We start from the raw sequence: 23513 nt of genomic DNA, 5'->3' as shown, positions 1-23513 counted from the left end.
CTGGTACAATGCCGGCCTTTTCTGCCCAATACCCAACAGGAGCCTCCGGTGTCCGTCGTCTTCGTCGCCGCCTCCAAGCTGCCCACGCCCTTCGCGGAGTTCACCATGCACGGCTTCCTCGACGAAGCCAGTGGCAAGGAACACGTGGCCCTGACCCTTGGCGATATCGCCGACGGCCAGCCGGTGCTGGGTCGCCTGCACTCCGAATGCCTGACCGGCGATGCCCTGTTCAGCCAGCGCTGCGACTGCGGCGCCCAGCTCGAGGCGGCCCTGCGCGCCATCGCCAATGAAGGCCGCGGCGTGCTTCTGTATCTGCGCCAGGAAGGTCGCGGCATCGGCCTGCTCAACAAGATCCGCGCCTACGAGCTGCAGGACGGCGGCGCCGACACGGTCGAGGCCAACGAGCGCCTGGGCTTCGCCGCCGACCAGCGCGACTACTCGATCTGCCAGCCGATGCTCGATCACCTGGGCGTCAGCGCGATCAAGCTGATGACCAACAACCCACGCAAGGTCAAAGCCCTGGAAGGCTTCGGCGTGCGCGTGGCCGAGCGCATGCCGCTGGAAGCCGGGCGCAACCCGCATAACCGCAAGTACCTGGCGACCAAGGCCGGCAAGCTCGGCCACATGCTCGGTCTGCAGCACCAGGAAGAGCAGGAGTGACCCGCACCGAGGTGCGTCGCCGTCTGGCCCTGGAATGGTGGCGCTGGCTCGGTTTCGCCCTGGCGCCGCTGTTCTGCCTCAACCTGCTGTTCGGCAAGGTGCAGCCGGTGCTGCAGATGCTCGAACTGCCGCTGTTCGTTGCCGGCCTGGGCTCGCTGTTCGTCACCCTGCCGCTGTTCTCTGCCTACAAGCGCGCGCTGATCGCCACCGAAAAGGCGCTGGACAGCGCCGACGAGCCGGCCGCCTGGATCGAACTGGCGCGCCGCCGGCGTCTGGCCTTCCTGGCTGCCGCCCTGCCGGCCTGGGTCGCGGTGCCGGGGCTGTTCACCGGCCTGCACGCGGTAGCTCTGGTGCTGCTGGCGCTGAGCAGCGTGGTGCTGTTCAGCCTGTACCGCATTCCCCGCCAGCTCGGCTGATGCGCCGGCTGCTCGGCGCCTGCCTGCTCGCCTGCTGTCTGCTCGCCTGCTGCCTGCCGCTGGCGGCGGCCGAGCGGGTGGTGAGCCTGGCGCCGTCACTCTCGGAAATCATGCTGGAACTGGGCGCTGCCGGGCAGCTGGTCGGCGTGCTCGATGGCGACCAGCGTCCCGCTGCCCTGGCCGGGGTGCCCTCGGTAGGGCGCTATGGCCAGCTCGACCTGGAGCGCCTGCTCAGCCTCAAGCCCGATCTGATTCTGCTCTGGCCGGCCAGCGTGTCACCGGCTCAGCGCGAGCAGCTGGAGCGCTTCGCCATTCCGCTGTACATCGGTGAGCCGGCCGATTTCGCCGCCCTGGCCGAGCAGTTCGCCGCGATCGGTGAGCGCGTCGGCCGCGCCGAGCGTGGCCGCCAGTTGGCCGAGAGCTTTACGGCGGGCATGGCCGAGCTGCGTGCGCGCTATCGGCGGCAGCAGCCGCTGCCGGTGTTCTATCAGGTCTGGCATGAGCCGCCGTTCACCATCGGCGGCCGGCAGATCGTCAGCCAGGCCCTGGAGGTGTGCGGCGCGCGCAATGTGTTCGCCGACATTGCAGTGCCGGCGGCTCAGGTCAATGTGGAAAGCGTGCTGCAGCGCGACCCGGCGGTGATCCTCGGCGGCAGCCCGGCCGAGCTGGCGCTCTGGAAGCCCTGGACGCAGCTGCAGGCAGTGCGCCGCGAGCAGCTGTGGACGGTGCCGGACAAGGGCCTGGAGCGGCCCAGCTACCAGATGCTGGCGGCCACCGAGAAGCTCTGTGCGCTGCTGGCCAAGGCACACTAGGGCGGGAATTCGCGACTCCGCCCGGCGATAAAAAAGGCCCCGCAAGGTGCCTTTTGCATGCTGCGAGCTGTTGCGGCCCGCGGCGGGCTTTTGCGGATGGCGGCGCCTTAGATTTCCGGCGTCCAGACCACGCCGAACATGGCCGTGCGACCTTCCTCGCGGTAGCCATAGTTGGCGCCGTCATGGCTGTACATCGCGCGGCTGTAATCCTTGTCCAGCAGGTTGTCCAGCGTGAGCTCCAGCTGCAGCTCGTGGCTGGCCTGCCAGCTGCTGCGCAGGCCGAGCAGGCCGTAGCCGGCGAGCTCGCGGCTGTTGTCGACGTCGTCATAGCTGGAACTCACGGCTTGCCAGGTTGCGCCCAGGCCCAGGCGGCCGAACTGGCGGTCGAGGTCGAGGTTGAAGTTGCGCCGGGCGCGGCGCGGCAGGGTATGGCCGGTTTCGCGGTCGCGGGCATCGAGGAAGTTGGCGTTGGCCGAGGCCGTCCAGCCCAGCACTTCACGCGAGACATTCAGCTCGATGCCCTGCAGGCGGGCCTTGTTCAGGTTGACCGCACGGTAGATGTAGAAGACCGGGTCGTACAGCACGGTGCTGATCAGGTCGTCGACATCGTTGCGGTAGGCGGCGACGCTCCAGCTGGTCTCGAAGTGCTCGCCGCGCAATTGCAGCTCATAGCTCTTCGAGTGCTCGGGCGACAGGTCGGGGTTGCCGATGTAGCCATTGCCGTCGTCCGGCCAGTACAGCTCGTTGAAGTTCGGCGCGCGGAAACCTTCGCTGTAGGAGGCGATCAGGTCGGTGTCCGTGTCGGCCAGCGGTAGGGTGAGCGAGGCGTTCCAGGTGTTCTCGCTGCCGAACTGCTCGTTCTTGTCGTGGCGGATGCCCAGTTCGGTGGACAGCCATTCGCCCTGGAAGCGGTGCTGCGCGTAGGCGGCCTGGTTCCAGCGGGTTTCCTGGTCGTAACCGGTGCTGCTGTGCAGTTCGTCCTCGTACCAGTCGGCGCCCAGCAGCAGGCTGTTGCTGTCGTCCAGCTGCAGGGTGTTGAGCCAGTTGGCGGAGTCGCGGTAGGTGTTGAACAGGGTGCGCTCAGCGCTGAGCTTGTCGTGGCCTTCCTGGCGGCTTTCGCTGTGGCCGAGCTCCAGGCGGCTGTTCCAGGTCTGGTTGAGCTGGGCATCGAGGAAGCTCGAAAAGCTGCTGAGGGCGAAGTCGATGTACGGCTGCTGCGGGTAGCTCTGGTAGGTGGTCATGTCGAACCGCCCGAAGGGGTTGTCGAACTCCGAGCGGCCACGCTGATCCAGGGCGCTGACACCGGCCTGCAGGTCGTCGCTGAACTGGTGAGTGAGGTTGAGGCTCAGCGCCTTGTTGCGATAGGCATCGTGGTCGCTGTCCGAGGCGAAGGACGGGCCCGTGCGGTCGATGCCGGCAGTTTCGTCGAGGCTGCCATTGAGGCTGAACTGGGTTTGCTGGTCACCGCCGGAAAGCCCCAGGCTGCGCTCCCAGGTCTGGTTGCTGCCAGCCCTGATGCTCAGGCGCGGCTGCAGGCCGGGCTCGCCCTGGCGGGTGAAGATCTGGATCACACCGCCCATGGCATCGCTGCCATAGAGTGCCGAGCGCGAGCCGCGCACCACTTCCACGCGCTCGATTTCGTCGACATTCAGGTACTGGATGCTGGCGCCGCCGTCGGAGGCCGAGCCGATGCGCTGGCCGTCTACCAGGATCAGGCTCTGGGTGTTGCTGGCGCCGCGGATGAACAGCGAGGTATTGCTGCCACGGCCGCCGTTCTGCACCACCTGTACGCCGGGTACGCGGGCCAGCAGGTCGTTGATCGAACTCGGCTGCAGGCGTTCGATATCGGCGCGGGTGAACACGCTGGTGGCGGCGGTGGCCTGGTTCAGCGGTTCGGCGATACGCCCGGAGGTGATCACCGTTTCGGGCAGGCTCAGCGGGCTGGCGGATGCGGCACTGTCATCGGCCTGGCTCAGCAGCGGCAGGGGCAGCAGTAGGGCAGGCAGGGCCAGCCGGGAAAACTTCATGGGTAAATCCTCAAAAGAGCAGAGCTTTTGAGAAGGGCAGGACAAGCACGGCAAGCGCCAGCGCTTGACGGTGCTGCCCTCCGCAACACCAGTCGAATCCGTCCAGGCCGGTCTCCGGGCTCTCGACGCGCCGGCTCGCCTTCCCGGGAAATCCCAGTGGCGGATGAGCAGGCGGGCAGCGCAGGGCTGCGGTCGATTACCGTTGCGGGGGCAGCGCCGGGATGGCTCGTGAGCGCACCGGCTTCCCGTTTAACGCCGCCTGCGACGATCGCGCGGGGCGGATCGTCGGCAGCTCTGGCGCACCTTGGCGGAATGCAAAACGCCGCGCACCTTAGTGCACGGCGTGTCGGGCCACAAGCGGGTTTCAGTCAGCTTGTGCTGAATCCTGCTCAAGCAGGGCCAGGCGGGCGCGCACGGCGGATTCGATGCCGGCCACGTCCAGGCCGCATTCGGCGAGCATCTGCGCCGGCTTGGCGTGCTCCACGTAGTAGTCCGGCAGGCCCAGCTGCAGCAGCGGCTTGAGCAGGTTCTCGGCGGCGAGGAACTCGCTCACCGCTGAGCCTGCGCCGCCCATCACGGCGTTTTCCTCGATGCTCACCAGCAGCGCGTGGCTGGCTGCCAGTTCGCGCAGCAGGGCTTCGTCGAGGGGTTTGACGAAGCGCATGTCGACCACGGTGGCATCCAGCGTTTCGGCGACGCGCAGGGCTTCGCTCAGCTGCACACCGAACACCAGCAGGGCGACACCCTTGCCCTGGCGTCGCACCACGCCCTTGCCGATCTGCAGCGGCTCCAGGGCTGCCTCGATCACTGCGTTGGGGCCGCTGCCGCGCGGATAGCGCACTGCCGCCGGGCCGTTGAACAGGTAGCCGGTGGTGAGCATGCGGCGCAGCTCGTTCTCGTCACTGGGGGTCATCACCAGCATGCCGGGGATGCAGCGCAGGTAGGAAATGTCGAAGCTGCCGGCGTGGGTCGGGCCGTCTTCGCCGACCAGGCCGGCGCGGTCGATGGCGAACAGCACGTCGAGGTGCTGCACGGCCACGTCGTGGATCAGCTGGTCGTAGGCGCGCTGCAGGAAGGTGGAGTAGATCGCCACCACCGGCTTGATGCCGTCGCAGGCCATGCCGGCGGCCAGGGTCACTGCATGCTGCTCGGCGATGGCGACGTCGAAGTAGCGGGCCGGGAACTTGTCGGCGAAGGCCACCAGGTCGGAGCCTTCCTTCATCGCCGGAGTGATGCCGACCAAACGCTCATCCTGGGCGGCCATATCGCACAGCCACTGGCCGAACACGGCCGAATACTTGGGCCCGGAGGGCTGCTTGGGCTGCGCCGGCGGATTGATCGGCTCCAGCTTGGTGATCGCGTGGTAGCCGATCGGGTCGGCCTCGGCCGGGGCGAAGCCCTTACCCTTCTTGGTCACCACATGGAGGAACTGCGGGCCTTCCAGGTCGCGCATATTGCGCAAGGTGGCGATCAGGGTGGGCAGGTCGTGGCCGTCGATGGGGCCGACGTAGTTCCAGCCCAGCTCCTCGAACAGGGTGCCGGGCACCAGCATGCCCTTGGCGTGTTCCTCGACCTTGCGCGCGATCTCCCAGGCGCCGGGCAGGCGCGAGAGGATCTTCTTGCTGCCTTCGCGCATGCTCGAATAGGTGCGGCTGGAGATGATCTTGGCCAGGTAGTTGGACAGGCCGCCGACGTTCTTCGAGATCGACATGTCGTTGTCGTTGAGCACGACCAGCATGTTGGCCTTCACATCGGACGCATGGTTGAGCGCCTCGAAGGCCATGCCGGCGGTCAGCGCGCCGTCGCCGATCACCGCCACCGACTTGCGCCGCGAACCTTGCAGGCGTGCGGCGATGGCCATGCCGAGGGCCGCGCTGATGCTGGTGCTGGAGTGGCCGACGCCGAAGGTGTCGTACTCGCTCTCGCTGCGCCGCGGGAAGGCGGCCAGGCCGTTCTTCTGGCGCAGGCTGGCCATGCGCTCGCGACGGCCGGTGAGGATCTTGTGCGGGTAGGCCTGGTGGCCGACGTCCCACACCAGACGGTCGTCCGGGGTGTCGAAGATGTAGTGCAGGGCGATGGTCAGCTCGACCACGCCGAGGCCGGCGCCGAAGTGCCCGCCGGTCTGGCCGACGCTGTACAGCAGGTACTGGCGCAGCTCGTCGGCGAGGCTTTCCAGCTCGCTCTCCGCCAGGCGGCGCAGGCCGTCCGGGGTCTCGGCACGGTCGAGCAGGGGCGTGACGGGGCGCTCGCGGGGGATCTCGTGGAAGGTGGTCGGCATCAGGCAGATCGTTATAGGCGTACAAAAGATGCGGCAGTTTACCTGAAGCACCGCCCGCTTGCCCAAACTGCCATCAGCCAGCCCCTGTCGCAGTGTGCGCCGTGCGCCCCCGTAACCGCGCAGGGGGGGGCTTGGTGCGCATGGCTGCGCCCTACGGGGTGGGTGCTGCCGGGTAGTGGCGGGCGAGGAAGTCCAGCAGCAGGGCGTTGACCTGCTCGCCGCGCTCGCTCTGCAGCCAGTGGCCGCAGTCCGCCAGCAGGTGCTGCTCCAGGCGCGGCACCTTGGCGGCCATGCGCTTGAGCGTCGGTGCCTCGAAGCGCCCGACCGGGTCGCGCTCGCCGAGCAGGAACAGGGTCGGCTGCTGCACCTGCAGCTCGGCCAACGGCTCGGTGCGTTGCCAGTTGCGCTCGAAGTTGCGGTACCAGTTCAGCGCACCGTGGAAGCCGCGACCGGCGAAGGTGCGCTCGTACACGGCGAACAGCTCGGGCGGGCACCAGGCCGGCAGCGCCAGGTCGTGCGCACCGTCGAACAACCTGGCGTCAGCCGGCTTGTCGGCCAGCAGTGCGCCTTCCAGGCCGCCGAGCAGCAGGCGCAGGCTGCGGCCGATGTCGGCGTCCAGCTCGGCCTCGGCCACCCCCGGCTGCTGGAAGTAGAGGATGTAGTGGAAGCGCCCGGCATAGGCCTCGCGCATCATCTCGATGGCCGGGCGTTTCGGCCGGCCGCCGAACGGCACCGACAGCGCGCCGAGTGCCTGCACCCGCTCGGGCTCCAGCAGGGCCAGGTGCCAGGCCACCGGTGCGCCCCAGTCATGGCCGACCACCGCAACGCGGGTGTGGCCGAGGGCGTCCATGGCGCCCTGGATATCGCCGCACAGGGTCAGCAGGTCGTAGGCGGCGGGATCGCGCGGTGCGCTGCTCTGCCCGTAGCCGCGCATCTCCGCGGCGAATACCCGGTAGCCGGCGCGGCTCAGGGCCTCGATCTGCGGGTGCCAGGCGTACCAGCATTCGGGAAAACCGTGCAGCAGCCACACCGGCTTGCCGTGCGCCGGGCCGGCGCTGTAGACGCTGAGGTCGATGCCGTTGACTGCGAGCAGCTGATGTTCGATGTGCATGGATTTCTCTCACACTACCAAAACAGGGCGAACTTGTAGGAGCGAGCCCTGCTCGCGAATCAGGCGCATGAAGCGCTTCGCGAGCAGAGCTCGCTCCTACAAAAACGGTGGCTTTACCAGGTGTCGACGAAGGGGCGTTTCTTGCCCGTGCGTGGCGCCGGGGCCGGTGCCGCGTTGAGTCCGCGCAGCAGCCAGGCGCGGCTCTCGGCCGGGTCGATCACCGCGTCGATCTCCAGGTAGCTGGCCATGTTCAGTGCCTTGCCGTTGGCGTAGGCCTTGCCCACCAGCTTGTCGAACAGCGCCTGGCGGCTGGTCTCGTCCGGCTGGGCTGCCAGCTCCTTGGCGAAGCCCAGGCGCACGGCGCCTTCCAGGCCCATGGCGCCGAATTCACCACTCGGCCAGGCGGCGGTGAACAGCGGCGAGTGGAAGCTGCCGGCGGCCATGGCCTGGGCGCCGAGGCCGTAGCCCTTGCGCAGCACCAGGGTGAAGAAGGGCACCGACAGGCTGGCGGCGCTGACGAACATGCGCGACACATGGCGCACCGTGCCCTGCTTCTCCGCCTCGGGGCCGACCATGAAGCCGGGGGTGTCGCACAGCGAGACGATCGGCAGGTCGAAGGCGTCGCACAGCTGCATGAAGCGCGCGGCCTTGTCGCCGGCTACGGCGTCGATGGCGCCGCCGAGGTGGGCCGGGTTGTTGGCGATCAGGCCGAAGGGCTTGCCCTCGATGCGGATGAAGGCGGTGATCAGCCCGGGGGCGAACTGGCGGCGCAGCTCCAGCACGCTGCCGCTGTCGGCCAGCAGCGCGATGACTTTGCGGATGTCGTAGACCCGCAGGCGGTTCTCCGGAATGACGTGGCGCAGCTCGCGCGGATCGCTGCACTGCCAGTCGGCCAGCGGCCCCTGGAAGTAGCCCAGGTACTGCTTGGCCACCTGCACCGCTTCGGCTTCGTCCGCCACCAGCACGTCGATCACCCCGTTGGGGCCCTGCACGCTGGTGGGGCCGACTTCTTCCGGCTTGTAGCTGCCCAGGCCGCCGCCCTCGATCATCGCCGGGCCGGCCATGCCGATGCTGGCGTTGCCGGTGGCGATGATCACGTCGCAGCAGCCGAGCAGGGCGGCATTGCCGGCGAAGCAGCGCCCGGAGACTATCCCTACTGTAGGGACAAGGCCGGAGAGCTTGGCCATGCCGACAAAGGTATGGCAGTCCAGCCCGGCCACGCCGACGAAATCGGTATCGCCCGGCCGGCCGCCGCCGCCCTCGGCGAACAGCACCACGGGCAGGCGCCACTGCTCGGCCAGGGCCAGCATGCGGTCGGTCTTCTTGTGGTTCATCACCCCCTGGGTGCCGGCGAACACCGTGTAGTCGTAGGCGATGGCCATGCAGCGCGCGGCCTGCGGGCCGAAGGCGGCAGCGTTGACCGTACCGGTGCCGGCCACCAGGCCGTCGGCCGGGCTCAGCTCCAGCAGCTCCTCGTGGGAGCGTCGGCGGCGCTGGGCGGCCAGGGCCATGGCGCCGTATTCGTTGAAGCTGCCGGCATCGAGCAGGTCGTCGAGGTTTTCCCGGGTAGTGCGCTGGCCGGTCTTGCGTCGCTTGGCCACCGCCTCGGGGCGGCGCGCATCGGTGAGGCGTTCGTGGCGCTCCAGCACCTCGGCCAGATCGGCGCGGATATGTGCGAGGTCGACGGCCTGTTCGTCCTGCACCTGGCTGCCATCGACCTCGGCGGGTTCGAGGAACAGCAGGGCCTGACCCTCGGCCAGGGCGTCGCCAGGAGCGGCGGCCAGGGCGCGGACGATGCCGCCACGCTCGGCGCGCACCTCGAACTCCATCTTCATCGCTTCCAGCACGGCCAGGCTCTGGCCGGCGGCCACGCTGTCGCCCACGGCTACCGTCAGGGCTACCAGCACGCCGCTGCTCGGCGCGTTCAGCTCCAGGGTGCCGGGCGGGGCGTCGATGCTCTGCCGGCTGTTGCCCTGCTGCGCGGCACTGCCGACGAAGTAGCGGTGCGGGTGGGGTGCGCCGTGGGCGCCGAGCAGTTCGCTCAGCTGGCGCTCGACGAAGCGGGTGTCGACCCGGTTGGCAGCCACTTCCTCGCGCTGCAGCAGGTTCTGCAGCAGGTGCAGGTTGCTTGCCACGCCTTCCAGGCGGAACTCGCAGAGGGCGCGGTAGGCACGGCGCAGGGCGCTTGGGTAGTCGGGCGCGGTGGCGATCAGCTTGGCCAGCAGCGAGTCGTAGGCCGGGCTTACCGGGTAGCCGGCGTAGCCATAACCATCGATGCGCAGGCCGGGGCCGGAGGGCGGCTGGTAGGCGCTCAGCACGCCGGCGGCCGGGCGTGCGCTGCCGTCCGCCAGCAGGGTCTCCAGGTTGATCCGCAACTGCACGGCGCAGCCTTGCACGGCCGGTGGTTGGCGCAGGCCGAGGCTGTCCAGGCTGGTGCCAGCAGCCAGGCGCAACTGGGTGTGCAGCAGATCGATGCCGGTGACCTGTTCGCTGACGGTGTGCTCCACCTGCACCCGTGGGTTGGCTTCCATGAAGTAGAAACGCTCGCCCTCGACCAGGAACTCGAAGGTGCCGATGCCGCGGTAGTTCACCTCACCGGCCAGGCGCAGGGCACAGGCGATGATTGCCTCGCGGGTGGCGGCCGGCAGATCCGGGCTGGGGGCGATCTCCAGCAGCTTCTGGTTGCGCCGCTGCAGGCTGCAGTCGCGTTCCCACAGGTGGCTGACCGCATGGCCGTCCCCGAGCACCTGCACTTCGATATGGCGGGCGCTCTGTACCAGCTGTTCGATATACAGGGCGCCGTTGCCGAAGGCACTCTGCGCCTCGGACTGGCAACGCGCGTAGGCCTCGTCCAGCTCGCTGGCTGCGCTCACCGCGCGCATGCCACGGCCACCGCCGCCGGCCAGGGCCTTGAGCATCACCGCGCCATGTTCGGCCTGGAAGGCGCGCGCCTGCTCCAGGCTCACCGCATGGTTGAGCCCGGCCACCAGCGGCGCGCCACAGCGCTCGGCCAGGGCGCGGGCGGCGGCCTTGTCGCCGAACAGTGCGAGGGTCTGCGCTTCTGGGCCGATGAACACCAGCCCGGCGGCGCGGCAGCGGCGGGCGAACTCGGCGTTCTCGGCGAGAAAACCGTAGCCCGGGTGCACCGCCGTGCAGCCTTGCTCGCGGGCGATGGCGATCAGTTGATCCATGTCCAGGTAGGCCGGTACGCCACGGCCCTTGAGCGGCACGGCGAGGTCGGCCTTGCGCGTGTGCAGGCTGGCGCTGTCGTCCTCGGCAAACACGGCCACCGAGCGGATGGCGAGATCCGCGCAGGCCTGGGCGATGCGGATGGCGATCTCGCCGCGGTTGGCGATCAGCAGGGCGGAAAAGGGCATGCCGGTGGCTCCGGTCTGGTTGTAGTGAGTACGGCATCTTAGGCAGCCGCCGGCGCCGGCCGCAGCCAACTGTGCCGCGACGAATACCTGCCACTCAGGGTGGCTGATGATTCGTTGCGCGTTTTGTCCGATTCGGCCCTTGCCCGGGCCCGAGGGCTGCAGTATCTGTGGCGCTTCGCCTGGATTACCGCAAGGACAGTCATGAACGAATTGCTCCACAGCCTGGACTGGGTGCTGCCGCTGCGCAGCGACGGGCTGACTCCGCTGATGCGCTTGTTCACCCTGCTCGGCTACGAGAAGTTCATTCTGTTCTTCCTGCCGCTGGGCTACTGGGCCTGGAACCGCGGGGTATTCCTGCGCCTGCTGGTGCTGGTGGCGATCACTGCGCTGCTCAATGCCTTGCTCAAGGACTACTGGCAGGATCCGCGCCCGGATATCGCCCTGCGCATGGATCACGAGGTGGGCGACAGCTTCGGCCTGCCCAGCGGGCACGCGCAGATCGCCGTGGTCATCTGGTTCTGGCTGGCCTGGGAGCTGCGTCGCGGCTGGGCCTGGCTGGTCAGCGGAGTGGTGGCCAGCGGGATCATCTTCAGCCGCCTGTACCTCGGCGCCCACGATGTGGAAGACGTGCTCGGCGGTGCCCTGCTGGGCCTTGCCACGCTGCTGGTGTTCGAGCGGGTACGGCACTGGAGCTGGTGGCGTGAGGCCCATGCCGGCTGGCACCTGGCGCTGATCGCGCTGGTGTTTGCCGGCGCCTGGCTGAGCTGGCACGGCGTGGCGCCGCATTATGTGCCGCTGCTGGCGGGGATGCTGGCCGGGGTGCTGTGTGGCTACCGGCAGCTGGCATTCTCTGCCGAGGTAGTGCTGTGGCGCCGCCTGCTGGCCGCGGCGCTTGGCGCAGTGGCCTTTATCCTGTTGCAGCAGGGGCTGAGACAGCTCGGCGCGGCCTGGCCGTTCGAACCGCTGGTTTGGCAGGGGCTGCGCGGCCTGGCGATGGGGCTGTTCGTGACCTGGCTGATGCCCTGGCTGCTGGTGCGCCTGCACTTGCTGAAGGCTGTGCGGCGCGATGAGTCGGCGTTGCCGGTCGGCGCCGCCGCCTGATGGATTCTGTAGGGCGCGCGTGTTTCACCCGCCCTACAGCGCTTGAATCGGCAACGATCTCGCGAGCTAGAGCCAGGCTAGGCAAAAGCAGGCGAGGAAGCGGAGTTTACGAATGGTAAATGAGCATTCCGAGCCTGCTTTTAACGACGCATGGCCGACGCGCAGCAGATCGTATACAGGCTAGCTGCGGCGTTCGACTATGTAGCGGGCCAGCTCGCGCAGCGGCTCGGCGTTGTCGCCGAACGGGCGCAGGGCGTGCAGGGCCTGGTCGCGCAGTTCCAGGGCATAGGCCTTGGCCGCGTCGAGGCCGAGCAGGGCCGGGTAGGTCGGCTTGTGGTTGGCTTCGTCCTTGCCCTGGGTCTTGCCCAGAGTGGCGGTGTCGCTTTCCACGTCGAGGATGTCGTCCTGCACCTGGAAGGCCAGGCCGATGGCCTGGGCGTATTGCTGCAGCGAGCGCAGGGCCGGCTCGTCGGCGTTGCCGCTGGCCAGGGCGCCGAGCTGCACGCTGGCTTCGATTAGCGCGCCGGTCTTGTGCCGGTGCATGGTTTCCAGGGCCTTCTGGTCGAGCTGGCGGCCCACCGACTCGAGGTCGATGGCCTGCCCGCCGACCATCCCGGCCGGGCCGGCGGCGCGCGCCAGGCCCATGACCATGGACAGCCGCAGGTTGGCGTCGAGCGGATTGTGTCGGCAGTCGGCCAGGGCCTCGAAGGCCAGGCTCTGCAGGCCGTCGCCGGCGAGGATGGCGCAGGCTTCGTCATAGGCGATATGGGTGGTCGGCTGGCCGCGGCGCAGGTCGTCGTCGTCCATGGCCGGCAGGTCGTCGTGCACCAGCGAGTAGGCGTGGATCAGCTCCACTGCGCAGGCGGCGCCGTCGGCGCGGTCGAGGTCGCCGTCCAGTGCCTCGCAGGCGGCGTACACCAGCAGCGGGCGCACGCGCTTGCCGCCATTCACCACGCTGTAGCGCATGGCCTGGTACAGGCGCGCCAGTTCGCTGCGCGGGGCCTCGAACAGGTTGGCCAGGGCCGCGTCGACGCGGGCCTGGCAGCGCTGCTGGTAGGCGGCGATCATGCCGGTTCGTCCGCGTCGAAGGGCGCTTCCTGCAGCTCGCCGTCGCGCTCGAGGAGCACCTGCACCTTCTGCTCGGCCTGGGCCAGGGCGGCCTGGCAGTCGCGGGTCAGGCGGATGCCCTGCTCGAAGGCGCTGAGCGAGTCTTCCAGGGACAGTTCGCCGCCTTCCAGGCGCTCGACCAGCTGTTGCAGGTCGGCAAGGGATTGTTCGAAGTCGACGGCGGCTTTTTTGCGGGCCATGGCGGCTGATCTCGGCACTGTTGGAACGGGCGCGACACTAGCAGAGCCGCGCAATCTGGGGCAAACCGTGGGGGTCAGAAGCGCAGCACTTCGCCGTTGCTGCGCGAAGGCGTGACCAGCGGGATCGGCGCCTTCTGTTGCGGCTTGCTCGGCCGCGCAGGTGGCGTCGCCGGTTTGCTGGCTTCGGCCACCGGCTGGTTGCGCAGCGGCTCGATGGCATCGCCCAGTTGCAGCACCAGCTGGCGCAGCAGGCGGCTCTGCGCCTGCACCTGATCGGCGGCCGAGCCATCGTGGGCTTCTTCCAGGCGCAGCAGGCGGCTGTCGCGCAGCTGGCCGCTGCGGTCGAGCAGGCGCCACTGGGCTTCCAGTACGGCCGGGTGGTGCGGGCCGGAGTCCAGGCGGCTGATGTTCAGCAGCACCTGCACGTCGGGGGTGAAGCCGCTGTGGGAGGGGGCCAGTACCAGGCGCTGGCTGTCCAGGCGCGAGGCGAGCAGGCGCAGCAGCACCTGGTCGATATCGGCGGCCAGGCTGCCGGCCCAGCGCGCATCTTCGGCGGCCACCAGGCTGCCGTCGTTCTGCCGCTGCAGGAAGGCTTCGCGCTGCAGGTAGTCGGCGATCGATACCGGGCCGAGCAGCACGGCCAGGCCCTGGGCCTGTTGCGGCACCTTGGGGCTGCCCGCGTCGAGCTGGTACAGCGGCATCGGTTTGTGCGCCGTACAGCCCACCAGGCCGAGCAGGCCGGCGAGCAGCAGAACAGCGGGGAGGCGCAACACAGTCATCATTTCACCCTGGGGGCCGCGCGGGCGGCCGGCAGTCTTGTGCGGTCAGCAGGTCGCTTGCCTGCGGCCGCGTATCATCCGCCAAACCGCCGCCGGACTCCAGTCCGGGTCTCGGCTCTTCTGATCGTCGGCCATGCTGCGTTGGAATTAGGCTCGGACTGCTCATTTACACCTCGTAAACTCCGCGTCCTCGCCTAACTCCGCCTTGCCTGGCTCTAGCTCAGAAGAGCCGCGACAGATCCGCGTATCCGTGAGGCTGAAAAGAAAAGGGAGGCTGGAGCCTCCCTTGTTCATTGCGCGGTGTTTAGCTCGGGCTTTCCACCAGCAGCTGGTCGACCCGCTGGAAGCCGCGCGGCAGCTTGTTGCCGCGGCGGCCGCGTTCGCCCTTGTAGTGCTCCAGGTCGTCCGGCTTGAGCGACAGGGTGCGCTTGCCGGCCTGCAGTACCAGGGTGGCGCCGGACGGCAGCACGGCCAGGTCGGTGAGGTATTCCTCGCGGCTGGCCACGCGCTCACCGGGGATGCCGATGATCTTGTTGCCCTTGCCTTTGCCCAGTTGCGGCAGGTCGGCGACCTTGAACAGCAGCAGGCGGCCTTCGGTAGTGACGGCGGCGAGCCAGTCGTCCTCCAGGCTGTTCACCGGCTTGGGCGGCACCACCAGCGAGCCGTTGGGCAGGGTCAGCAGGGTCTTGCCGGCCTTGTTCTTGGCCTGCAGATCCTCGCCCTTGACCACGAAGCCGTAGCCGGCGTCGGAGGCGATCACGTACAGCGCGTTGTCGTCAGGCAGCAGCACGCAGTCGAAGGTGGCGCCCGGCGGCGGCTGCAGGCGGCCGGTGAGCGGCTCGCCCTGGCCACGGGCCGACGGCAGCGAATGCGCGGCAAGGGAATAACTCCTGCCCGTCGAGTCGATAAACACGGCGTACTGGTTCGAGCGGCCTGGCGCGGAGGTCTTGAAGCCGTCGCCAGCCTTGTAGGAAAGCCCCGTCGCGTCGATATCGTGGCCCTTGGCGCAGCGCACCCAGCCTTTTTCCGAGAGCACCACGGTGACCGGCTCGGTCGGCATCAGCTCGGTTTCCGACAGGGCGCGGGCTTCGGCGCGGGCAACGATCGGCGAGCGCCGGTCGTCGCCGTATTTCTCGGCGTCGTCGAGGATTTCCTGGCGCACCAGTTTCTTCAGCTTGGCTTCGCTGCCGAGCAGGGCCTGCAGCTTGGCGCGTTCCTTGGCCAGCTCGTCCTGCTCGCCGCGGATCTTCATTTCTTCCAGGCGGGCCAGCTGACGCAGGCGGGTGTCGAGGATGTAGTCGGCCTGGATCTCGGTGAGGCCGAAGCGCTCCATCAGCACCGGCTTGGGCTGATCCTCGGTGCGGATGATATGGATCACTTCATCCAGGTTGAGGAAGGCCGCGAGCAAGCCTTCCAACAGGTGCAGGCGTTTCTCCACCTTGTCCAGGCGGAACTGCAGGCGCCGGCGCACTGTGCCGACGCGGTACTGCAGCCACTCGGTGAGCAGGGTGCGCAGGTCTTTCACCGACGGCTTGCCGTCGAGGCCGATGACGTTGGTGTTGACCCGGTAGCTGGACTCCAGGTCAGTGGTGGCGAACAGGTGGGTCATCAGCTCGTCGGCATCCACGCGGTTGGAGCGCGGGATGATGACGATGCGGCAGGGGTTCTCGTGATCCGACTCGTCGCGCAGGTCGGCGACCATCGGCAGTTTCTTGGCCTGCATCTGCGCGGCAATCTGCTCCAGCACCTTGGCCCCGGAGACCTGGTGCGGCAGGGCGCTGACCACGATGTCGCCGTCCTCGACCTTGTACACCGCGCGCATGCGCACCGAGCCGCGGCCGGTCTCGTAGATCTTCAGCAGGTCGGCCTTGGGGGTGATGACTTCCGCCTCGGTGGGGAAGTCCGGGCCGAGTACGTGTTCGCACAGCTGCTCGACGGTGGCGTTCGGCTCATCCAGCAAGCGCACGCAGGCGCTGGCCACTTCACGCAGGTTGTGCGGCGGCACGTCGGTGGCCATGCCCACGGCGATGCCGGTGGTGCCGTTGAGCAGCAGGTTGGGCAGGCGCGCCGGCAGGGTCGCCGGCTCGTCGAGGGTGCCGTCGAAGTTCGGTACCCAGTCCACGGTGCCCTGGCCCAGCTCGCTGAGCAGCACCTCGGAGTAGCGCGACAGGCGCGCCTCGGTGTAGCGCATGGCGGCGAAGGACTTGGGATCGTCCGGCGCACCCCAGTTGCCCTGGCCGTCGACCAGGGTGTAGCGGTAGCTGAATGGCTGGGCCATCAGCACCATGGCTTCGTAGCAGGCACTGTCGCCGTGCGGGTGGAACTTGCCGAGCACGTCACCGACGGTACGCGCCGATTTCTTGTGCTTGGAGTCGGCGTCCAGGCCCAGCTCGCTCATGGCATAGATGATCCGCCGCTGCACCGGCTTGAGGCCGTCGCCGATATGCGGCAGGGCGCGATCCATGATCACGTACATGGAGTAGTTGAGATAAGCCTGCTCGGTGAAGTCGGCCAGCGAGCGGCGCTCCACGCCTTCCAGGCTCAAATCGAGGGTGTCGCTCATGCGTGCCTCATGGTCATTTCAGAGAAGTCGATTGGCGCAGCACCAGGGTGCCGCCCTTTTGAGTGAATTCGAGTTGCTTGAGGGCGCTCATGCCGAGCAGCACCTCGTTGCCCTGCATGCCGGGGGCGACCAGCGCCGCCACGTTGTTCAGGCGAATATCGCCGAGCTGCAGGCTGGCCAGGTGGGTGCGGTAGCCGGTGCTCAGGCCGTTGGCGGTGCTCAGGGTGAGCGGTGCGCCGCGCTTGAGGCCAAGCTGGTTGGCCAGGTCGGCGGGAATCGCCACGGCGCTGGCGCCGGTGTCGAGCAGGAAGGTCACGGTCTGTCCGTTGATCTGCCCATCGAGCAGGTAGTGGCCACCACGACCGCTGGCCAGGCGCACTTCGATAAAGCCCTCGCCATGCACCGATTGCGGCTGCTGGTTGGGATTGGCGCGACTGTCTTCCCAGTTGCCGAACCAGTAGGTGGCCAGCGCCAGGGCGGCGATCCAGGCGAGGATCAGCATCACGCGCCCGGCGCGTTCGCCGGCGGGCTGCACGTCGCTCATGGAGCGCTCCAGCCGCCGCTGGGGGCGGCGAAGTGCCAGAGCAGCGGGCGCTGCTCGCCGTCACCGCGGGCCTGGCCGTTGTTGTCCAGGCCCAGCCAGAGGCCGTCCGCCTCCAGCCACAGGGCCTCGGCCGTGCCGTAGGGCTCCGGGTAGCGGCGGCTGTCGAGGCTGGCCTCGGCGGCGAACGACCAGCATTTCTCCACCGCACCGCTGCCCAGGGTACGCCGGCACAGGCGATGGGCCAGGCGTTCCAGGCTGAACAGCTTGCCGTCGAAGAAGGTCAGGGCGGAGAAGTCGCGCGGGTAGGTCTGTTGGCTGTCCGGGGTCAGCGGCGAGCGCTCGCGGCCGGCCTCGGAGAGCAGCACGCAGCCGCCGGTGCATTGCCAGCCGCCGTTCTTCTGGTGCAGTACCAGCAGGCCGCGGCGTTCGCGTTCGGCGGCCAGCCACAGGCGCGTGCCGTTCGGCTCGATGGCGATGCCTTCGAGCAGCGCGTTGTAGTGCAGCAGCATGCCGCTGGCGCGGGCCTGGCGGGTCAGGCTGGCGGGCAGGTGCAGCCACTCGGGCTGGCCGGCCAGGGGCAACTGCAGCACGGCGGCGTTGGCTTCGCTGAGCAGGTAGCGGTTGCCGGCGTTGTCGCAGGCGATGTCTTCGAAGTCCAGGTCGCCGCCACGCAGCAGGTTGGCCGTCCAGGTGCGCACGCGCAGGCCCCAGGGCAGGTTGCTGGCGGGCGCCGGCGGTGCGCTGAACAGCTCGGCCTCGGCCTGCCAGGCGGCCGTGCCGGGCAGCAGGCGGTAGTAGCGGTCGTCGTCATGGTCGGACACCGCCAGCCATTCGCCGGCGCAGCGCGCCAGGCCGGACAGGTTGCCGGCATTCATGCCGTCCACCGGGTATTGCGCCAGCAGCTTCAGCTCGGCGGGCGCCGCCGTGGCAGGCGCTGGCTGCTCGGCAGCATGGGCCGCCCCGGCCAGGAACAGGCCGGCGAGCAGGGCCATCAACCTCACGCGAGAACCTCGGCCAGGTTGCCTTTGGACTCCAGCCAGCTCTTGCGGTCACCGGCGCGCTTCTTGGCCAGCAGCATGTCCATCACTTCGCGGGTGCCCTCGAAGTCGTCCAGGGTCAGCTGCACCAGGCGGCGGGTATTGGGATCCATGGTGGTTTCGCGCAGCTGCGGCGGGTTCATCTCGCCGAGGCCCTTGAAGCGGGTGACCTGCGGCTTGCCGCGGCGCTTCTCGGCCACCAGGCGGTCGAGGATGCCGTCGCGCTCGGCGTCGTCGAGGGCGTAGAAGATCTCTTTGCCCAGGTCGATGCGGTACAGCGGCGGCATGGCGACGTAGACGTGGCCGGCGTCCACCAGCGGGCGGAAGTGGCGGACGAACAATGCACAAAGCAGGGTGGCGATATGCAGGCCGTCGGAGTCGGCGTCGGCGAGGATGCAGATCTTGCCGTAGCGCAGCTGGGCCAGGTCGTCGGAGCCAGGGTCGATGCCGATGGCCACGGCGATATCGTGCACCTCTTGAGAAGCCAAGACTTCACCGCCGTCCACTTCCCAGGTGTTCAGGATCTTGCCGCGCAGCGGCATGATGGCCTGGAATTCCTTGTCGCGGGCCTGCTTGGCGGAGCCGCCGGCGGAGTCACCTTCCACCAGGAACAGTTCGGAGCGCATCGGATCCTGGCCGGCGCAGTCGGCCAGCTTGCCGGGCAGCGCCGGGCCCTGGGTGATCTTCTTGCGCTCGACCTTCTTGCCGGCCTTGAGGCGGCGCCCGGCGTTGCTGATGGCCAGCTCGGCCAGGGCCAGGCCGGTTTCCGGGTGGGCGTTGAGCCACAGGCTGAAGGCGTCCTTCACCACGCCGGAGACGAAGGCAGCCGCCTCGCGGGACGACAGGCGCTCCTTGGTCTGCCCGGAGAACTGCGCCTCCTGCATCTTCATCGAGAGGACGAAGGCGATGCGCTCCCAGACGTCTTCCGGGGCCAGCTTGACGCCGCGCGGCAGCAGGTTGCGGAACTCGCAGAACTCGCGCATGGCGTCCAGCAGGCCCTGGCGCAGGCCGTTGACGTGGGTGCCGCCCTGGGCGGTGGGGATCAGGTTGACGTAGCTCTCCTGCAGCGACTCGCCGCCTTCGGGCAGCCACAGCAGGGCCCAGTCGACCGCCTCCTTGTTGCCGGCCAGGCTGCCGCAGAATGGCTCGTCGGGCAGGCGGGCGAACTCGCTCACCGCGTCGGTGAGGTAGGAGCGCAGGCCGTCCTCGTAGTACCAGCGGGTGGTCTCGTCGAGGTTCTTGTCGGTGAAGGTGACTTCCAGGCCGGGGCAGAGTACGGCCTTGGCCTTGAGCACGTGCTTGAGGCGGCTGATGGAGAACTTCGGCGAGTCGAAATACTGCGGGTCGGGCCAGAAGCGCACGCTGGTGCCGGTGTTGCGCTTGCCGACCGTGCCTATCACTTCCAGGTCAGTGGCCTTGAAGCCGTCGGCGAAGGTCATGCGGTGCTCGCTGCCGTCGCGCTTGACCTTGACCTCGACCTGGTTGGACAGGGCGTTGACCACCGAGATACCGACGCCGTGCAGGCCGCCGGAGAACTGGTAGTTCTTGTTGGAGAACTTGCCGCCGGCGTGCAGCTTGGTGAGGATCAGCTCGACACCGGGGATGCCTTCTTCCGGGTGGATATCCACCGGCATGCCGCGGCCGTCGTCGATGACTTCCAGCGAGTTGTCGTCGTGGAGAATGACCTGGATGACCTTGGCGTGGCCGGCCAGCGCTTCGTCGACGCTGTTGTCGATGACTTCCTGGGCCAGGTGGTTGGGCCGCGCGGTGTCGGTGTACATGCCCGGGCGCTTGCGCACCGGGTCGAGGCCGGAGAGGACTTCGATGGCATCGGCGTTATAGGTGTTCTGCTGGGCCATGGGGTCTCTTAATTGAGTCGGTGGTCAGGGCGTCCGCCCCGTGCGGCAAGGCAGGGGCGAAGGGCTCAAAGGGTGGAAAAGTCGAAATCTTGCCAGATTGTGCGGTCGAAGCCAGCCAGTTCGAGGATTTCCGGCAGGCGGCCGGCAAAACCCTGGTAGCTGTGGTCGCCGCCGGCCTGGATATCCAGGCTGCAGCCCTGGTAGTAGGCCTCGGCCTGGCGGTAGTCGAGGGTTTCGTCGGCAGTCTGCAGCCACACGTGGTAGCGCTGGCCCGCGCGTGGCTCGGGCACTTCCAGTTCGGCCAGGGCCTGCACATGGTCGTGGGTGAGCAGCCAGGTCTCGCCGCTGTAGTGGTTGGTCTGCTCGACCTCCTTGCCGCCGAACAGCTGGTGCGGGCGCACCGCCGGGTTGATCAGCAGGGCATTCAGGCCATGCTGCTCGGCCAGGTAGGTGGCGTAGTAGCCGCCCAGCGAGCTGCCCACCAGCAGCGGTCGGCCCAGTTCGGCGATGGCCGTCTGCAGCTGCTGCATGGCCTGGCGCGGGTGGTGGTGCAGGGCCGGCACGCGCAGGTGCTGGGCGATGCCGCAGTGTTCGGCGACCCGCAGCAGCTGGCTGGCCTTGGTCGAGGCGGGCGAGCTGTTGAGGCCGTGGATATAAAGGATGCTGGTCATGGGGAGGGGAGGCTACAAGCGGGGGCGGCAGGCTGCAAGCCGCCGCGTGTGCCGTTGCGACTTTCCGCCTGCCGGCGCTGTATGGCCAGCGGCCTTGCGTGCATTGCGCAGCACAAGGCCGTTGCGGGCGTGGATCAGGCGACCTGCGCGGCCTTGAGGTCGGCGAGGATTTCCTTGGCGCAGCGCTGGCCGGTTTCGATCGCCCCGTTGAGATAGCCCTGGGATTCGATCGAGGTGTGTTCGCCGCAGAAGTGGCAGTTGCCCTGGCGCGCGCCCTCGTAGCCGACGAACGCGGTGTAGTTGCCCGGCGCGTAGTAGCCATAGGCGCCCTTGGTCCAGCGGTAGCCCGGCCAGTAGTTGAGGATGGCGCGGCCGTTCCATTCGTTGCTGATGCCGGGCATGACCCGCTCCAGCTGGCCGAGGAACTGGGCGGCCTTGATATCCAGCGTGGCGCTGTTCATCGCCAGGGCGGTGGCACCGCCGGTGAAGTTGTTGAGGATGCCCTCGCTGCCGGCCTGGCCACGGGTGACTTCCCAGGTGTCCTGGTAGCCGGTGTCGGAGTAGCTGGAGCCGTTGCTGTTCTGCTGGCGCCAGATGCGCTGGCGGAACTGCAGCTGGAACTTGCAGCTGTTGCCCATCGGCATTTCGCGGATGGCCCTGAGCTTGCGGGCGTCGAAGCCGGCGCTGGCGAAGTCCACGCTGCTGCGCAGGATGCTGAACGGGATGGCCATCACCACCTGCAGGGCGACCACTCGCAACGGCCCCTTGGCGGTGTTGAAGTCGAGGGTGTAGCTGGCGTCGGGGTTGAGGCTGATGCGGGTCAGCTCGTGGCCGAGGTTGATCTGGCTGTCACCGATACGGCTGGCCATGGCACTGACCAGCTGATCGTTGCCGCCACGGATGTGATAGCGCTCGTCGGACTCGCCGAACATCTCCAGGCTCTGCTTGCTGGAGTAGCCCAGCAGGTAGATCAGGTTGAGCGCGCTCTGCTGGCTGCAGGCGGCGCCGTATTCGATCTCGTAGGCGACATCGAGCAGGCGGCCGAGGCGCGACTGGGTGCCGCCCGGCACATACAGGTTGATCCACTGGCTGATGGTCATCTGATCCAGCACCTGGCCGCGGGCGGTGTAGCTGTTCCACAGGGTGGGGAAGGGCGCGGCCTTGACCTCGCTGGCGAGCTGCGCCTGGATCGCCTTGAAGTCGTTGAAGGCGTCCGCGACGCTGTAGCGCTGGCCCTGGAAGTAGTAGATGTCCTCGCCGCCCTGGGCCCTGTCGTAGGCCAGCAGATCGTCCACCTGCAGGCCCAGTTCCTTGGCCAGGCGCAGGGTCTCGACATGGTAACCGTCGATCAGCTCGCCGCCGTTCTCGGCTACCTGGCCGGGGAAGGTGCTGCGGTTGCTGAAGCAGCGGCCGCCAAGGCGGGTGGAGGCTTCGAAGAGGGTGGCGCTGACACCGCTTTTCTTCAGTTCGTAGGCGCTGGCCAGGCCGGCCAGGCCGGCGCCGATCACGGCGACGCCCAGGGGGGCGCTGCTGCCGCCAGTCGCTGCAACCGCCAGCCCGGGCAGGCTGCTGCCGGCCAGCACCACGCCGGCAATCCCGGCGGACTTGAGCAGGTCACGGCGCGAGCGCTGCAAGCTCAGGGCCTGCTGGAAGTCGGCGGTGGGGTCGGGCGTGCGGCCTGCCAGGTGGCTGAGTGCCTGCAGGCGGCTGAGCAAGGGTGTACGAGCCATCTATCAATCTCCGTTGTATTAGGTATCGGACTGCATAGAACAACTACGTGCATGTACGGCAGGGAGCCGCACGATGGCGCCGGAACGGCACAGACACACTGACTTCAGCCTGTGTGCGCTCGCCTGCTGTCGACTGCCGTGCCTTGCTATGGGCGCGGGTCGCAGATGGGCAGCGCCGGGCAGGCACTAATGGCGTGAGCCGCAGCCCAGGCGGCAGCTGCGAGCTGCGCAAGGGTGGCCTCAGGCTAGAGAGCGCCTGCAGGTGACACAAATGTGAAATAAAGAAAGCGCTGTTCGATTAAATCGATGGCTGCCGCTGTGGCAGCAGGCTTCTGTCGCGTGCGCGGCGAGCTTGGGCGGGGCGGAGGAGGGGCTCAGTAGCCCTTGACGCTGTAGTCCACTTCGAACTGGATGCCGGTCACCCGCGATACGCCGGTTTCCAGCCGGCCGTCGGGGTGCAGGCGCAGCCAGCGGTAGCCGGGGGCGGTGGTGTCGACCTGGAATTCCTCGCTGCCGGGGGCGAACTGCACGCAGGTGGACGGCGAGGCGAGCAGGCGCAGGCCATTCAGCTGCTGGTCGAATTCCTGGTGGATGTGGCCCCAGAGCAGCGCCTTGACCTGGGGGAAGCGCTTGAGCACGGCGAACAGGGCGTCCGGGTTGCGGATGCCGATCGGCTCCATCCACTGGCAGCCGATGGATACCGGGTGGTGGTGGAAGCACACCAGGTGATGGCGCTCGGGGGCCTCGCTGAGGGAGTTGGCCAGCAGGGTCAGCTGCTCTTCGCTGAAGAAGCCGGGCACCGCACCGGGAATCGACGAGTCGAGCAGGGTGATGCGCCAGTTGCCGATGTCCAGCACCGGCTCGAGCAGGTCGCTGCCATTGCAGGCTTGGCGCATGGCCGGCAGTTCGTCGTGGTTGCCGGGGAACCAGCGGGCCAGCCCGGCCAGGGCGGCGGTGAGCTGGCGGAAGCGCTGGTAGGAGGCGAGGGTGCCGTCCTGCGAGAGGTCGCCGGAGGCGAGCATCAGGTCGATCTGCGGCTGTTCGGCCTGCACCTTGTCGATCACCTTTTGCAGGCTGTCGCAGGTGTTCATGCCCAGCAGCTTGCCGTCTGCTTCGGCAAACAGATGACTGTCGGACAACTGCACCAGCAGTACCGAGCGGTCAACGGCAATGGGCGAAGGGCGCGACAAAGGCCGACTCCTGAACATGTTCTCAGGATTATGGTGGGTGAAGCACGATTC

General features: G+C 68.1%; 18 protein-coding genes and 1 riboswitch. Of the genes, 4 read left to right on the top strand and 14 right to left on the bottom strand.

What is annotated here, in order from left to right:
* Nucleotides 1-48: 48 nt before the first annotated feature.
* From ribA to A9179_RS19185, 3 genes are read left to right on the top strand one after another with little or no spacing between them, the layout of a single operon-like run.
* Nucleotides 49-660 carry a GTP cyclohydrolase II gene (ribA, locus tag A9179_RS19195; RefSeq protein ID WP_187807806.1) on the top strand — a complete coding sequence of 204 codons (612 nt, stop codon included), beginning with the start codon at nt 49-51 and terminating at the stop codon, nt 658-660.
* Nucleotides 657-1076, top strand: a complete 420-nt coding sequence (locus A9179_RS19190) for an MFS transporter (protein ID WP_187807805.1) — start codon at nt 657-659, stop codon at nt 1074-1076. The genes ribA and A9179_RS19190 overlap by 4 nt, the downstream gene beginning before the upstream one ends.
* On the top strand, nt 1076-1888 hold the full coding sequence (locus A9179_RS19185; RefSeq protein ID WP_187807804.1) for a cobalamin-binding protein: 813 nt from the start codon (nt 1076-1078) through the stop codon (nt 1886-1888). Before A9179_RS19190 ends, A9179_RS19185 begins: the two co-directional genes overlap by 1 nt.
* Before the next feature lie 107 nt (nt 1889-1995).
* Here the strand turns inward: A9179_RS19185 and A9179_RS19180 are convergent, their stop codons facing one another.
* The 4 genes from A9179_RS19180 to A9179_RS19165 form a co-directional block, all read right to left on the bottom strand.
* Nucleotides 1996-3915 carry a TonB-dependent receptor domain-containing protein gene (locus A9179_RS19180; protein WP_187807803.1) on the bottom strand — a complete coding sequence of 640 codons (1920 nt, stop codon included), beginning with the start codon at nt 3913-3915 and terminating at the stop codon, nt 1996-1998.
* Between the two features lie 107 nt (nt 3916-4022).
* A riboswitch (cobalamin riboswitch) is annotated at nt 4023-4183 on the bottom strand.
* A 96-nt stretch (nt 4184-4279) separates the two neighbouring features.
* Complete coding sequence (gene dxs / locus A9179_RS19175) at nt 4280-6193, bottom strand: 1-deoxy-D-xylulose-5-phosphate synthase (protein ID WP_187807802.1); 1914 nt, start codon at nt 6191-6193, stop codon at nt 4280-4282.
* A 151-nt stretch (nt 6194-6344) separates the two neighbouring features.
* Nucleotides 6345-7304, bottom strand: coding sequence for an alpha/beta fold hydrolase (locus A9179_RS19170; RefSeq protein ID WP_187807801.1), 960 nt, complete (start codon nt 7302-7304; stop codon nt 6345-6347).
* A 113-nt stretch (nt 7305-7417) separates the two neighbouring features.
* On the bottom strand, nt 7418-10681 hold the full coding sequence (locus tag A9179_RS19165; RefSeq protein ID WP_187807800.1) for a carboxyl transferase domain-containing protein: 3264 nt from the start codon (nt 10679-10681) through the stop codon (nt 7418-7420).
* 201 nt (nt 10682-10882) lie between these two features.
* On the opposite strand from A9179_RS19165, the gene A9179_RS19160 reads away from it, so the two are divergent.
* Entirely contained in the window at nt 10883-11782 is a 900-nt protein-coding gene (locus A9179_RS19160) for a phosphatase PAP2 family protein (protein WP_187807799.1), read from the top strand.
* 180 nt (nt 11783-11962) lie between these two features.
* On the opposite strand, the gene ispA is transcribed toward A9179_RS19160, so the two are convergent.
* The 10 genes from ispA to cpdA form a co-directional block, all read right to left on the bottom strand.
* Nucleotides 11963-12850, bottom strand: a complete 888-nt coding sequence (gene ispA, locus A9179_RS19155) for a (2E,6E)-farnesyl diphosphate synthase (RefSeq protein WP_187807798.1) — start codon at nt 12848-12850, stop codon at nt 11963-11965.
* On the bottom strand, nt 12847-13089 hold the full coding sequence (locus tag A9179_RS19150) for an exodeoxyribonuclease VII small subunit (protein ID WP_187807797.1): 243 nt from the start codon (nt 13087-13089) through the stop codon (nt 12847-12849). The genes ispA and A9179_RS19150 overlap by 4 nt, the downstream gene beginning before the upstream one ends.
* Before the next feature lie 74 nt (nt 13090-13163).
* A complete protein-coding gene (locus tag A9179_RS19145; protein ID WP_187807796.1) occupies nt 13164-13868 on the bottom strand; it encodes a PqiC family protein in 705 nt (234 codons plus the stop codon).
* Between the two features lie 304 nt (nt 13869-14172).
* The gene (parC, locus tag A9179_RS19140; protein ID WP_187807795.1) at nt 14173-16431 is read right to left on the bottom strand and encodes a DNA topoisomerase IV subunit A; all 2259 of its coding nucleotides are present in this window, start codon (nt 16429-16431) and stop codon (nt 14173-14175) included.
* Nucleotides 16432-16444: 13 nt separating this feature from the next.
* Complete coding sequence (locus tag A9179_RS19135; protein ID WP_187807794.1) at nt 16445-16975, bottom strand: retropepsin-like aspartic protease family protein; 531 nt, start codon at nt 16973-16975, stop codon at nt 16445-16447.
* The gene (locus A9179_RS19130) at nt 16972-17967 is read right to left on the bottom strand and encodes an esterase-like activity of phytase family protein (RefSeq protein WP_187807793.1); all 996 of its coding nucleotides are present in this window, start codon (nt 17965-17967) and stop codon (nt 16972-16974) included. Before A9179_RS19130 ends, A9179_RS19135 begins: the two co-directional genes overlap by 4 nt.
* Before the next feature lie 5 nt (nt 17968-17972).
* Nucleotides 17973-19871 (bottom strand): DNA topoisomerase IV subunit B, encoded by a 1899-nt coding sequence (gene parE / locus A9179_RS19125; protein ID WP_187807792.1) that lies wholly within the window; start codon nt 19869-19871, stop codon nt 17973-17975.
* Nucleotides 19872-19936: 65 nt separating this feature from the next.
* On the bottom strand, nt 19937-20542 hold the full coding sequence (locus tag A9179_RS19120; RefSeq protein ID WP_187807791.1) for a YqiA/YcfP family alpha/beta fold hydrolase: 606 nt from the start codon (nt 20540-20542) through the stop codon (nt 19937-19939).
* A 134-nt stretch (nt 20543-20676) separates the two neighbouring features.
* Nucleotides 20677-22272: a flavin monoamine oxidase family protein gene (locus A9179_RS19115; protein ID WP_187807790.1), complete on the bottom strand. Its 1596-nt coding sequence runs from the start codon at nt 22270-22272 to the stop codon at nt 20677-20679.
* Between the two features lie 374 nt (nt 22273-22646).
* A complete protein-coding gene (gene cpdA, locus A9179_RS19110) occupies nt 22647-23480 on the bottom strand; it encodes a 3',5'-cyclic-AMP phosphodiesterase (RefSeq protein WP_187807789.1) in 834 nt (277 codons plus the stop codon).
* Nucleotides 23481-23513 lie beyond the last annotated feature (33 nt).

This window comes from Pseudomonas alcaligenes (assembly GCF_014490745.1).
In the GTDB taxonomy this organism is placed as follows: domain Bacteria; phylum Pseudomonadota; class Gammaproteobacteria; order Pseudomonadales; family Pseudomonadaceae; genus Aquipseudomonas; species Aquipseudomonas alcaligenes_C.
Note: the sequence above shows the minus strand (reverse complement) of the source record. Positions and strands in the feature narration are given on the sequence as shown.

Excerpts from the sequence above, each read along its gene's own strand:
- A9179_RS19185 (WP_187807804.1), top strand. The coding sequence starts at position 1,076 with ATGCGCCGGCTGCTCGGCGCCTGCCTGCTCGCCTGCTGTCTGCTCGCC.
- A9179_RS19180 (WP_187807803.1), bottom strand. The coding sequence starts at position 3,915 with ATGAAGTTTTCCCGGCTGGCCCTGCCTGCCCTACTGCTGCCCCTGCCG.
- dxs (WP_187807802.1), bottom strand. The coding sequence starts at position 6,193 with ATGCCGACCACCTTCCACGAGATCCCCCGCGAGCGCCCCGTCACGCCC.
- A9179_RS19170 (WP_187807801.1), bottom strand. The coding sequence starts at position 7,304 with ATGCACATCGAACATCAGCTGCTCGCAGTCAACGGCATCGACCTCAGC.
- A9179_RS19165 (WP_187807800.1), bottom strand. The coding sequence starts at position 10,681 with ATGCCCTTTTCCGCCCTGCTGATCGCCAACCGCGGCGAGATCGCCATC.
- A9179_RS19160 (WP_187807799.1), top strand. The coding sequence starts at position 10,883 with ATGAACGAATTGCTCCACAGCCTGGACTGGGTGCTGCCGCTGCGCAGC.
- ispA (WP_187807798.1), bottom strand. The coding sequence starts at position 12,850 with ATGATCGCCGCCTACCAGCAGCGCTGCCAGGCCCGCGTCGACGCGGCC.
- A9179_RS19150 (WP_187807797.1), bottom strand. The coding sequence starts at position 13,089 with ATGGCCCGCAAAAAAGCCGCCGTCGACTTCGAACAATCCCTTGCCGAC.
- A9179_RS19145 (WP_187807796.1), bottom strand. The coding sequence starts at position 13,868 with ATGACTGTGTTGCGCCTCCCCGCTGTTCTGCTGCTCGCCGGCCTGCTC.
- parC (WP_187807795.1), bottom strand. The coding sequence starts at position 16,431 with ATGAGCGACACCCTCGATTTGAGCCTGGAAGGCGTGGAGCGCCGCTCG.
- A9179_RS19135 (WP_187807794.1), bottom strand. The coding sequence starts at position 16,975 with ATGAGCGACGTGCAGCCCGCCGGCGAACGCGCCGGGCGCGTGATGCTG.
- A9179_RS19130 (WP_187807793.1), bottom strand. The coding sequence starts at position 17,967 with ATGGCCCTGCTCGCCGGCCTGTTCCTGGCCGGGGCGGCCCATGCTGCC.
- parE (WP_187807792.1), bottom strand. The coding sequence starts at position 19,871 with ATGGCCCAGCAGAACACCTATAACGCCGATGCCATCGAAGTCCTCTCC.
- A9179_RS19120 (WP_187807791.1), bottom strand. The coding sequence starts at position 20,542 with ATGACCAGCATCCTTTATATCCACGGCCTCAACAGCTCGCCCGCCTCG.
- A9179_RS19115 (WP_187807790.1), bottom strand. The coding sequence starts at position 22,272 with ATGGCTCGTACACCCTTGCTCAGCCGCCTGCAGGCACTCAGCCACCTG.
- cpdA (WP_187807789.1), bottom strand. The coding sequence starts at position 23,480 with ATGTTCAGGAGTCGGCCTTTGTCGCGCCCTTCGCCCATTGCCGTTGAC.